The organism is Pseudomonas sp. MS19 (assembly GCF_013277615.1).
GTDB classification, from domain to species: Bacteria; Pseudomonadota; Gammaproteobacteria; order Pseudomonadales; family Pseudomonadaceae; genus Aquipseudomonas; species Aquipseudomonas marincola.
This window is the reverse complement of sequence record NZ_VBTO01000018.1, coordinates 110137-122155: the sequence shown is the minus strand read 5'-3', so window position 1 is coordinate 122155 and position 12019 is coordinate 110137. Positions and strand designations below refer to the sequence as shown.

At 57.5% G+C, this 12019-nt stretch carries 7 protein-coding genes; 3 read left to right on the top strand and 4 right to left on the bottom strand.

The window, feature by feature from the left end:
- Positions 1–22 precede the first annotated feature (22 nt).
- Positions 23–526: an Rrf2 family transcriptional regulator gene (locus FEZ62_RS19000; RefSeq protein ID WP_172929433.1), complete on the top strand. Its 504-nt coding sequence runs from the start codon at positions 23–25 to the stop codon at positions 524–526.
- An 18-nt stretch (positions 527–544) separates the two neighbouring features.
- On the opposite strand, the gene FEZ62_RS18995 is transcribed toward FEZ62_RS19000, so the two are convergent.
- Complete coding sequence (locus tag FEZ62_RS18995; protein ID WP_172929432.1) at positions 545–889, bottom strand: hypothetical protein; 345 nt, start codon at positions 887–889, stop codon at positions 545–547.
- A 253-nt stretch (positions 890–1142) separates the two neighbouring features.
- Between FEZ62_RS18995 and FEZ62_RS18990 the strand changes: the two genes are divergently transcribed.
- Positions 1143–1751 (top strand): hypothetical protein, encoded by a 609-nt coding sequence (locus FEZ62_RS18990; RefSeq protein ID WP_172929431.1) that lies wholly within the window; start codon positions 1143–1145, stop codon positions 1749–1751.
- A 9-nt stretch (positions 1752–1760) separates the two neighbouring features.
- Here FEZ62_RS18990 and FEZ62_RS18985 read toward each other — a convergent pair whose 3' ends face one another.
- The 3 genes from FEZ62_RS18985 to metH form a co-directional block, all read right to left on the bottom strand.
- Complete coding sequence (locus FEZ62_RS18985) at positions 1761–4076, bottom strand: ATP-dependent DNA helicase (protein WP_172929430.1); 2316 nt, start codon at positions 4074–4076, stop codon at positions 1761–1763.
- Complete coding sequence (locus FEZ62_RS18980) at positions 4073–5737, bottom strand: VRR-NUC domain-containing protein (protein ID WP_242454995.1); 1665 nt, start codon at positions 5735–5737, stop codon at positions 4073–4075. Before FEZ62_RS18980 ends, FEZ62_RS18985 begins: the two co-directional genes overlap by 4 nt.
- Before the next feature lie 126 nt (positions 5738–5863).
- Positions 5864–9562, bottom strand: a complete 3699-nt coding sequence (metH, locus tag FEZ62_RS18975) for a methionine synthase (protein WP_172929429.1) — start codon at positions 9560–9562, stop codon at positions 5864–5866.
- Between the two features lie 167 nt (positions 9563–9729).
- Here metH and FEZ62_RS18970 point away from each other — a divergent pair, with 167 nt between their 5' ends.
- Positions 9730–12012: a fatty acid cis/trans isomerase gene (locus FEZ62_RS18970; protein WP_172929428.1), complete on the top strand. Its 2283-nt coding sequence runs from the start codon at positions 9730–9732 to the stop codon at positions 12010–12012.
- Positions 12013–12019 lie beyond the last annotated feature (7 nt).

The window sequence follows — 12019 nt, the reverse complement described above, 5'->3', positions numbered from 1 at the left end:
ATTGAAATAGTCGGAGATTAACGTGGCTTTATACAGCGCAGGTGTTGAGTACGGGTTGCATTGCCTGTTATTTCTGGTGGATGACAAAGGCGATACGCATGACTCCAGCGTGCGCACGCTTGCCGAGCTGCAAGGCGTGCCGCAGGAGTTATTGGCCAAAGTGTTCACCAAACTCGCTAAAGCCAATCTGGTCGTGGCGACAGAAGGGGTGCGCGGTGGATTCAGCCTGGCTCGACCAGCAGATGAAATAACCGTGCTGGATGTGGTGAGGGCGGTGGACGGCGCTAAGTCGATCTTTGAATGCCGCGAAGTCAGAGGCCGTTGCGCGGTGTTCGATGGCAACACGCCAGACTGGGCGTTAGAAGGGACGTGCTCGATCCATGCAGTGATGCTCACTGCGCAGAAGCGCATGGAAGATGCATTGGCCCAGCAAACCCTGCTTGATCTGTCGCGGCGGGTATCGCGCAAGTTGCCCGCGCAATTCAACGAGCAAGTTATACGCTGGATCGATGCGAAGCGCGGTTGAGTTGAATCCGCAACGGGTTCAATTGGCGTGCAGATGTTTACCCAGCAGCATGGCGCGCATGTCGCCGTTACAGCGCAGACTGATAGTCAGAAGGTAAGCGGATAAAAACAATCCGCCGCCAAAAAATGTGCAAAGCCCCAGCATCAGGCCCACAGGCGAGAACTTATTGCGCCAGGCCACCCAAAGGGCGGAAAGGATCAGCAGGCACATGAAATCGAAGTTGAACTGGCCGGGCCAGGTCAGCGCTGCCATGTCGCCGAAAAATATCGGCATAAAGTCTGAACCGTGTTTCTGCGTGACTACTGCGGCGTAGCCGAAAATGGACACGAAAATCAGCACGAGTAAACCGCGAAAAGCTGCCATTTGAATATCCTGAGCCAAGGTTATAGCGTTGTAGTCTAGCTAATCAGGGTACGTTTAAAACTTACTGGAAGCACGATTAGCGCCTGAGCCGAGTGGGCTGAACAATTTTATCCGGTGATTGCATACGTCCGCCGCCGCGCCCAAGTAGTCTCGCCTTTGCCCAAGCAATTTCTACGAAAATCCAACCTACATGCAGTCTGCGATTGGTCTAATCTTCCCGCAAATGAAGCGTTTACGCGACTAAGGGGAAGTCATGCTGAAGTTCATCAAGACCACAGCATTGGGTGGTTTGCTGTTTATTCTGCCGCTGCTGTTAATCGGCTTATTGATCGAGAAAGCCATTCATTTATTGCAGGGGCCGATTCACAAGCTACTGCCGGTATTCGAGCAGCACGCGGTTGCCGGTATCACCCTGTTCACCCTTGCAGCGTGTTTGGTGCTGGTATTGATCTGTTTTCTGGCAGGGTTGCTGGCCAGAACCGACATGGCCAAAAACTGGCTGCAATCGATTGAAGATCACTTGCTGGAAAAAATCCCTGGCTACCGGCTGATCCAGGACACGTTGGTGCGTTTCGCCGGCATTGAAGATGCGGGCGCGGCGCAGGTTGCACTGCTGGTTGAGGGGGACGGCTGGCAGTTTTGTCTGGTGCTGGAGTCTGACGAATACTGGTCTTCGGTGTTCATTCCGGACGGCGGGCCGGCGGGTTGTTCGGCCGGTGCGGTGCGGGTTATGCCGACGTCTGAGTTGCGTATTACCGATGTACCGTGGATCAAGGTCTTGGCGTGTTTACGTCACAACGGTGCTGGCGGCCTGGAGCTGGCCAAACCGTATCTGGCTGACTTGCAGCCTGTTGCGGGCTAAGTGCCCGTGCTAGTCATCCGCAGATAGCGGTGTAACAGGCAACAGCAGCAGCGGGGGAGGCTTGGGTGGCAGACGATGACGTTGCACCTGCCACCAGGTCGGTAACAGTTTGCGAATGGCCGGTTGATTGAAACGGTCATCGATCAAGTACACCACGCCGGTGTCTTGTTGGGTCCGAATCACCCTGCCAGCGGCCTGCACGACCTTTTGCATACCGGGGTACAGGTAGGTGTAGTCAAATCCCCGGCCGAACATGGTTTCCATGCGGTCACGAATCTGCTCATTGATCGGGTTGATCTGCGGTTGGCCAAGTGTGGCAATGAATGCCCCGATCAACCGGTCGCCTGGCAAATCAATCCCTTCGCCAAATGCGCCGCCCAATACGGCAAAGCCAATGCCCTGACTGCTGTGGGTGAAGCGGTCGAGAAATCCTTGTCGTTCGAATTCGTCCATCTTGCGCGACTGTTGCCACACGGGGATGTCCGGGTGCTCCGCCTTGAGTGCGCGCACGGCATGTTGCAGGTAGTCGTAGCTGCTGAAAAACGCCATGTAATTGCCGGGGCGCTGATTGAACTGGGTCGCGATCAGCTGGGCAATCGGTGCCAATGAACTGGGGCGGTGTGCGAAGCGGGTGCTGAGGTTACTGATGGCCTGAACCTGCAATTGCTCGGCAAGAAACGGCGATTCAACGTCTATCCAAGGTGTTTCAGCGGGCAAACCAAGCAGGTCTGCATAGTAATTGGCCGGGCTGAGTGTGGCCGAGAACAGGGTGCTGCTGTGCGCGGCTGAAAAACGTGGCGCCAGGAAAGGCGCCGGGACGATGTTGCGAATGCACAGGGTCGATACGCCCTTGCTTTCGTCGCGGCTGATGTCGAACAGCGAGTGCGGCCCGAATGCTTCGGCCAGGCGGCAGAACAACATCGCATCAAGGTAGAACTCGAGCAGTTGGCCGTCGTTGCCGGTGGGGTTGGCGGTGAGGTGATCGGTGAGTGAACTGACGGCTTTTTGCAGAGCCATCAAGAATAAGTCAGGTGCCAGCGGATACACCTGATAGGCCTGCTCCTGATCATCATGCAGTTGCTGCCAGTGCCGCGCCACCCGCGCCAACGGGCCTTTTAAGGACGGCGGCGCTGAACGGCGCAGCAGGTTGAAGTGGCCCTGATCCAGCTCGGCGGTGTACATGCCGCGTGCGCGCTCAATCAGGTTGTGCGCCTCGTCAATCAGCAGCGTTACCCGCCATTCATTGAGCAGCGTCAGGTGATGCAGCAGGCCGCCCATGTCGAAGTAATAGTTGTAGTCTCCGACCACCACGTCCGCCCAGCGGCATAACTCCTGGCTCAGGAAATAGGGGCATATCTGGTGCGCTCGCGCCACATCCCGCACGCGCTGCTGATTGAGCCATTGCCCATCCAGAGCGGCCTTGCGCGCAGCAGGCAGGCGATCGTAAAAGCCTTTGGCCAGCGGGCAGGACTCACCGTGGCAGGATTTATCCGGATGTTCGCAGGCCTTGTCGCGGGCGACATGCTCAAGCACACGCAAGGGCATGTCGGTCTGTTGGCTGCGCAATGTTTCCAGCGCATCAAGGGCCAGGCGGCGGCCCGGAGTTTTCGCAGTGAGAAAGAACAGCCGGTCGATATTTTTCTCGGCGAATGCCTTGAGCTGCGGGAACAGCGTGCCCAGGGTTTTACCGATGCCGGTGGTGGCTTGCGCCATGAGCGCGTGGCCGTCGCGTGCGGCGCGATACACGGACTCGGCAAGCTGGCGCTGGCCTGCGCGAAATTGTGCATGCGGGAATTTCAGCTCCTGCAAGGCCTTGTCGCGCTCAATGCGGTGCGCCGCCTCGTATTCGGCCCAGACAATAAAGCGCCGGCACTGCAACTGAAAGAAGTCGCGCAGTTCCTCACGGCTGCAATGCAGGTGAAACGCGGTTTCGTGCTGGGTGAGCACGTTGTAATACACCACCGCGATATTGATCGACTCGAAGCCGCGCTCCTGACACAACAGCCAGGCATAAACCTTGGCTTGCGCCCAGTGCAGCAGGCGATGATTTTCCGGTATGCGACTGATGTCGCCGCGGTGCGTCTTGATCTCTTCGAGGCGATGTTCTTCCGGGTCATAGCCATCAGCGCGGCCGCGCACGCGCAGGCCGGGATACTCGCCGCTCAGCGGCAATTCCGCCTGATAATAAGCCCCACGGCGGGCAACGACGATGGCGTGGCCGGTCATGCCTTCCTGCGCGGTGGGCGAGGGCGTGAAACGCAGGTCTAGATCACCTTCTTTGGCGGTGAACTCGCACAGCGCGCGCACGGCGACCTGATACGTCACGCAGCGGCCCATTGCACATAACAGACATCCACCGGCATGCCATGCTCACTGCAAAAGCTCAGCCAGCGGATTTGGTTGTCCTGCAAGCGATCACCCGGCCCTTTGACTTCGATCATTCGGTAACGGCGTTCCTTGGGCCAGAACTGAATGAGATCAGGCATGCCGGCGCGATTGGCTTTAATGTCTTGCAGCATGCGCCTGAACCACGCGCGAAGGTGTTCGGTCGGCAGGCACAGCAGAGCGTTTGTGAGCAGTGCTTGATCGAGAAGCCCCCAGAACACGAAAGGCGACTGGGTGTTGAGCTTATCGGCGAAGGTGCGCTGAATTTTCTCGATGTAAGCATCGGAGTCCAGCAGGCCAATGGACTCATCAAACAGCGCCTGGCGCCGTGTATAGAAGTCCGGGCTGTGCAGATCAACCGGTGCGCTGTGGAATGGATGAAAGAATGCGCCGCTGACTGGCGCAAACACCGCTTCCCAGCAGAGCAGCCCGAACAGGCTGCTGATGAGCCCGTTCTCCACATAGAAAACTGGCGCATCCGCGCTGCTGAAGTGTTCAAGCACAGCGGTTTCGACACTGCCCGAGTCAGGTTTGGGCAGTATCAGGTCGATCCGGTTGACCGGCGCAGTCGTGGGCTTGCAGGCTTTGGGCAGGCCGAGTTGGCGGTTGAGGCGGGTGAGAATGCGCTCGACGTTCTGCGCCTCGGCGGCGGACTCCGGGGCGGCGCTGGCGAGCAGGGCTAGCTCATGCGCCGCCGCTCTTTGTTCCAGGCGCTCAAGTACGCGGATATGGCGCAACCGCGCACCCGGGTAGTGGCACTGGCGATACACAGCCAGTGCGCCAGCCCAGTCGCTTTCGCGTTCCAGTTGCTGCGCCAGCCGGTAACTGAGCTTGTCGCGGCGGGCCAGCAAAAAGGCATTGTCGTACGGATGCTGGTCAATCAACGCCAGTACTTCAGCCACAGGCAGGCCGGCATCTAACTGCTTGCGGCAATGGCTCAGGTGCAGATACGCATCGACATCGCTGCGCTGACGGAACGCTCGTGAGTCAGGGGTCAGCTCAACGGGCTCGTAGCGGAAAATGCCCAGATCGGCGAGCACGAACTCGGTCCAGTCCTGATGCAGATTGCCGAAGAACATCAGCCGGAAGCGGTCGCACATCTCACTTATGGTCAGGCTGAAAACGGCATCGGCAAGTGTCGGGCACCAGTTTTTGAACGGGCTGGAATCCGAGTAATTGGCCTGCAGATATTCGAGCAGTTCGGTTTTTGCGGCTGTTTTGCGGCAGGGGCCGGTATCGAGGTGTTGGAAGATTTCATCTTTGCGCAGCAGATTGCTCAGCGTGTCGATGTCCATCTCGGCTGCATCAGTGATCCAGCCTTTGGCCAGCAATGGGCGGGCGGCGGTGAGCGTGTCGCCGATTTCGTTGTAGTTAAGTTTACTGGCGCGAAAGTGCTCGCCCTTGCGCATGATCATCCGCACCAGCAGCGCTTGTGCGGCCAGTGGCTGATCAAAGAAGTCGTCTATGAACTCGCTTTCAGCCGTGTGCAGCAGATCAGCGTAGCGCGTCTGCAGCCAGTTCAGGGCTTGGTGGAAGTTCGACAGGTAATAGAATTCGGGGTCGAGCGTGGGGCGCATGAGATTGCCAGGTACTGTTTGCATATACAGATATCAGGCCCGGCGCATCACTGCAATCTGAAGTTGATAAACGGCCGCTGCAGAACAGCGGCCGTAGCCTGCGCTGTCGGCCATATTGCGGGCTGACAGCGCATCACTTCTCAGCGGGTCTTAGTTGTCATAACCAAGGTTCGGCGCTAACCAGCGCTCGGTTACGGCCAGATCCTGCTGCTTGCGTGCGGTGTAGCTGTCGACTTGGTCTTTGTCGATTTTGCCGACAGCAAAGTACTGCGCCTGTGGGTGGGCGAAGTACCAGCCACTGACCGAAGCGGCCGGGAACATCGCATAGTGTTCGGTGAGGAACACGCCGCTTTGCTGGTTATCGTTGAGCAGGTCGAACAGGGTGCCTTTCTCGGTGTGATCCGGGCACGCCGGATAGCCAGGAGCAGGGCGGATGCCTTTATAGGCTTCTTTGATCAGGTCTTCGTTGCTCAACTGCTCTTCCGGGTCATAGCCCCAGTAGTTCGTGCGCACTTGCTGGTGCAGCCACTCGGCGCAGGCCTCGGCGAGGCGGTCTGCGAGTGCCTTGACCATGATCGAGTTGTAGTCGTCGCCTGCTTCCTGATAAGCCTTGGCCACTTCTTCGGCGCCGATACCGGCGGTGGTAATGAACCCGCCAATGTAGTCGTTAACGCCAGATTCTTTTGGCGCGACAAAGTCGGCCAGTGACATGTTTGGCTTGCCGTCGGGCTTGATGGTCTGCTGGCGCAGGTGATGCAGTTTGGCTAACGGCTGGCCGTCATCGCCATACAACTCGAGGTCGTCATCGGCCACCTGATTGGCTGGCCAGAAGCCAAGCACAGCGCGGGCGCTGATGAGTTTCTCGTCGATCAATTTCTTGAGCATTTCCTGGGCATCGGCAAACAGCGTAGTCGCTGCTTCGCCCACCACTTCATCGGTGAGGATGCGCGGGTATTTTCCGGCCAGATCCCACGAGATGAAGAACGGCGTCCAGTCGATGAATTCAGCCAACACCGACAGGTCGATGTCTTCAAGTACCTTCACCCCGGTGAAGGTCGGCACGGTTGGCTGGTAGCTGGCCCAGTCGAACTGCGGCTTCTTGGCCACGGCCTCGCTGTAGCTCAAACGCTCGGTGCGCGCGCTGCGGTTGGCCGTGCGCTCACGCACAATGGCGTAGTCGTCGCGGGTGTTCTGGACAAACGCGGCTTTCAGCTCCTTGGACAACAGCTGAGTGGCCACACCCACGGCGCGCGAGGCGTCGGTGACGTAAACCACGGCGTCGTTCTGATACTTTGGCTCGATCTTCACCGCGGTGTGCGCTTTGGAGGTGGTTGCGCCACCGATCATCAACGGCAGGGTAAAGCCCTGGCGCTGCATTTCACGGGCAACGTGGACCATTTCGTCGAGCGACGGCGTGATCAGGCCGGACAAACCGATAATGTCGCACTTCTCGGCAATCGCGGTTTGCAGAATTTTCTCGGCCGGCACCATCACGCCCAGATCGACAATATCGTAGCCGTTACAGCCGAGGACCACGCCGACAATGTTCTTGCCGATGTCGTGCACGTCGCCTTTAACCGTGGCCATCAGAATCTTGCCCTTGGCTTCTGGCTTGTCGCCTTTTTCCGCTTCGATGAACGGAATCAGGTGCGCAACGGCCTGCTTCATTACGCGGGCCGACTTAACCACCTGTGGCAGGAACATTTTGCCGGAACCGAACAGATCACCGACGATGTTCATGCCGCTCATCAGCGGGCCTTCGATCACTTCGATCGGGCGCGCACACTGCTGGCGGAATTCTTCGGTGTCTTCGACGATAAACGCGGTAATGCCTTTGACCAGGGCGTGCTCAAGGCGCTGTTGCACAGCAAAGCTTCGCCACTCTTCGGTTTCGGCCTCTTTTACGCTGCCGTCGCCTTTGTATTGGTCGGCCAGCGCCAGCAGAGCGTCGGTGCCGTTGGCTGTGCGGTTGAGCACAACGTCTTCAACAGCGTCGCGCAGCTCTTTTGGGATCTGATCGTAAATCTCCAACTGGCCAGCGTTGACGATACCCATGGTCAGGCCATTCTGGATCGCGTAGAACAGGAACACCGAGTGAATGGCTTCACGCACCGGGTTGTTGCCACGGAAGGAGAACGACACGTTGGACACGCCGCCCGACGTAAGTGCGTAGGGCAGGTTGTCGCGGATATAGGCGCAGGCGTTGATGAAGTCGACCGCGTAGTTGTTGTGCTCTTCGATGCCGGTGGCAATGGCGAAGATGTTCGGGTCGAAGATGATGTCTTCCGGCGGGAAGCCGACTTCATCGACCAGAATATCGTAGGAGCGTTTACAGATTTCTTCCTTGCGCGCCTGCGTGTCAGCCTGGCCGTCTTCGTCGAAGGCCATTACCACAACTGCGGCGCCATAGCGTTTGCACAGTTTGGCGTGCTGCTTGAACTGCTCAACGCCTTCTTTCATCGAGATCGAGTTAACGATGCCCTTGCCCTGAATGCACTTGAGGCCGGCTTCGATAACTTCCCATTTCGACGAGTCGATCATGATCGGCACGCGCGAGATATCCGGCTCGCCGGCAATCAGATTGAGGAAGGTGACCATCGCCTTCTTCGAATCGAGCATGCCTTCGTCCATGTTGATATCAATCACCTGAGCCCCGGCTTCAACCTGTTGCAGGGCAACTTCGAGGGCTTCGGTGTAGTTGTCTTCACGGATCAGGCGGGCAAACTTGGCCGAGCCGGTGATGTTGGTGCGCTCACCGACGTTAACAAACAGCGAGTTACGGTCGATGGTGAACGGCTCAAGGCCCGACAGGCGACACGCCTTGGGAATATCCGGCAGCGGACGCGGTGGGTACTTGCTCACCGCCTCAGCAATTGCCTGAATGTGGCCTGGCGTGGTGCCGCAGCAGCCGCCGACAATATTCAGGAAACCCGCCGCAGCGAATTCTTCAACCACTGCCGCCATTTCGGCCGGGGTTTCATCGTATTCACCGAAAGCGTTCGGCAGGCCCGCGTTGGGGTGCGCCGAAACGTGGGTTTCAGCCTTATTGGAAAGCTCCTCGAGGTACGGACGCAGGTCTTTTGCACCGAGTGCGCAGTTCAGGCCGACAGAAATGGGCTTGGCGTGGCGCACCGAGTTCCAGAACGCTTCCGTGGTCTGGCCCGAAAGTGTGCGGCCAGAGGCGTCGGTGATGGTGCCGGAGATCATGATCGGCAGCTCAATGCTCATCTGCTCGAACACTTCCTGCACGGCGAAAATAGCCGCCTTGGCGTTGAGTGTGTCGAAGATGGTTTCGATCAGGATCATGTCCGCGCCGCCTTCAATCAGCGCGCGGGTGGCTTCCACGTAGTTTTCGACCAACTCGTCGAAGGTGACGTTACGGTAGCCGGGATTGTTTACGTCCGGTGAAATCGAGCAGGTGCGACTGGTTGGGCCGAGTACGCCGGCAACGAAACGCAGGCGATCCGGCGTTTCCAGGGTCTTGGCATCGGCTACCTGCCTGGCCAGACGCGCCCCTTCGAAGTTCAACTCATACACCAGCTCTTCCATGCCGTAATCGGCCTGAGATACGCGGGTGGCGTTGAAGGTGTTGGTTTCCAGAATGTCGGCGCCGGCATCCAGATACGCTTTCTCGATAGCACCGATCACATCCGGGCGGCTGAGGATCAACAGGTCATTGTTACCCTTGACGTCCTGGCCCCAATCGGCAAAACGCTCACCGCGATAATCCTCTTCCTCGAGCTTGTAGCTCTGGATCATGGTGCCCATGCCACCATCAAGAACCAGAATGCGTTCTTGCAGCGCAAGCTTAAGAGCGTTAATGCGGGCGTTGGAATCAGACAAGGACATCGAGAGCTACCTGAGAAAAGCCAAAACAAAAGAGGCGCCATGATAGCAAAGTTGCGCCGATTTACAGCGCAATGACTTTTGCATGAATTCTGCTCATGTTGGCAAATTGGCCCTCGCGCCTTATAAGGCGCTAGAATCGCTGCGTCCGCTATTCAAGGAAAAGAAATATGCAGGCTCGCACACTGCTTAGTGCTTGTTTATCGTTCATCAGCCCGCTATTGGCGGCGCAGACGATCTCCTACTCTGAAGACATCCAACCGATTTTCACCCACAGCTGTGTGGCCTGCCACGCCTGCTACGACTCACCCTGCCAGCTCAATTTGGGCAGCGGCGAAGGGGCCGAACGCGGGGCCAACAAGGTGCCGGTTTATGATGGCGGGCGTAAGAAAGCCGAGCCGACCAGTCGTCTGTTTTATGACGCTCACAGCGTTGCCGAGTGGCGTGAGCGCGATTTTTTTTCAGTGCTGGACAAGAACGGCAGTCAAGCCGCGCTCATGTCGCGCATGCTCGAACTCGGGCATACCAAGCCTCTGCAAGCCAACAGCAAGCTGCCGGACAACCTCGATATCAGTATCGAACGTAATAATCAGTGCCCGGCTCCGGGCGAGTTTGCTGATTTTGCCACCAAGTTTCCCGGCGTTGGCATGCCGTTCGCCGTTACCGGCTTGAGCGATGCCGACTACAAAACCCTGCAGGCGTGGTTGGAGGCAGGGGCGCCGGTGGATCAACAACCTCTAAAGGCCAGCGCAGCCGAGCAGCAGCAGGTCGAGCAGTGGGAAGCGTTCTTGAATGCCGAGGGCGACCGCGAGCAGCTTGTATCGCGCTGGCTGTATGAGCACATCTATCTGGCGCATGTGTATTTCAACGGTGCCGAGGGCGGTCATTTCTTCCAGTTGGTGCGTTCACGCACACCGAGCGGTCAGCCGATCGACATCATCGCGACCCGTCGGCCCAATGACGACCCTGGCACCAAGGTGTATTACCGCTTTGCAATGGTGCAGGACGTTATCGTGCACAAGACGCACATAACCCTGAGCCTGAATCCGCAGAAGATGGCGCAGGTTAAAGAGCAGTTTCTCGGCGGTGACTGGAAAGTCACTAACATGCCTGGATATGGTGGACTGCACCGCTCCAACCCATTCGACACCTTTGCTGATCTTCCGGCCGAGGCGCGTTACCAGTTCATGCTCGATAACGCTGAGTATTTCGTGCGTACATTCATCCGTGGCCCAGTTTGTCGCGGGCAGATTGCAACTGATGTGATTCGCGATAACTTCTGGGTCGTCTTTCAGGACCCAAAACATGACCTGTACATCACCGATCCTGAATACCGCGAACAGGCGTCGCCATTGCTGGCATTGCCGGGGCAGTTCGATAATATTGGCGACTTGGCGGGCCTGTGGCGCACTTACCTGGCCAAGCGCAATGAATATGAAGAATTGCGACTGGACAACTATGCCGATGCACCCTCTCCGAGTTGGTCGCACATCTGGGCAGGCAACGATAATGCCCTGCTGAGTATATTCCGCCAGCACAACAGCGCATCGGTGCGCAAAGGCTTGATTGGTGAGGTACCGCAAACGCTGTGGTGGATGGATTATCCGTTGTTTGAGCGGACCTATTACCAATTGGTGGTCAATTTCGACGTGTCTGGCAACGTTTCCCATCAAGCGCAAACCCGCCTGTATTTCGACCTGATCCGCAATGGTTCCGAACAGAACTTCCTGCGTTTGATGCCGGCAGACAGTCGTGAAGCGATCCTTCACGATTGGTATCAGAACAGTGGCAAGATCAAGTTGTGGCTCGACTATGAAGGCATCGATACCGATACCCCGACCGCGCTAAATCTGGATCCTGGCAAGCCTAAGGCCGACTTTGTGAGCCAATTGCTGACGCGTTATGACAGCCTCAACGCCAGCCCTGACCCGATCAACCGGTGCGACGGTGCACACTGCTCGCGGCCGGATGCTTCAGCTGAAATGCAGCGGGCAGAACAAGCCTTGTCGCGTCTGACCAACAAGCCTGCAGCAGCGCTGAAGGTAATTGATCAATTGCCCGAGGCGAGCATGATTCGTGTCGAACAGGCCGACGGCCAGCGGGTGATTTACAGCCTGCTGCGCAACCGTAGGCACAGCAACGTCGCCTTCATGCTGGGCGAAGAGCTGCGCTATCAGAAAGGCTTGGACACGCTGACCGTTTATCCGGGTGTGTTGAGCAGTTATCCGAACTTCATTTTCAACGTTAAGGCGAGCGATGTACCGGTGTTTGTCAGCGCTCTGGAACATGTGAAGACCCAGCAAGAGTTCGAGAAAAACGTGGTTAAACAGTGGGGAATACGCCGCACCAATCCGCACTTCTGGGATTACTTCCACGACCTGACTGCCTACATCAGAGAGACCCAGCCGAAAGAGGCCGGGGTGCTTGATATGAACAGGTACAAGAACTTGTAGAAGCAGG

Bases quoted from the DNA above. Each gene is read 5' to 3' on its own strand.
- FEZ62_RS18980 (WP_242454995.1), bottom strand. From the start codon at position 5,737: ATGCAAACAGTACCTGGCAATCTCATGCGCCCCACGCTCGACCCCGAA.
- FEZ62_RS18995 (WP_172929432.1), bottom strand. From the start codon at position 889: ATGGCAGCTTTTCGCGGTTTACTCGTGCTGATTTTCGTGTCCATTTTC.
- FEZ62_RS18970 (WP_172929428.1), top strand. From the start codon at position 9,730: ATGCAGGCTCGCACACTGCTTAGTGCTTGTTTATCGTTCATCAGCCCG.
- metH (WP_172929429.1), bottom strand. From the start codon at position 9,562: ATGTCCTTGTCTGATTCCAACGCCCGCATTAACGCTCTTAAGCTTGCG.
- FEZ62_RS18990 (WP_172929431.1), top strand. From the start codon at position 1,143: ATGCTGAAGTTCATCAAGACCACAGCATTGGGTGGTTTGCTGTTTATT.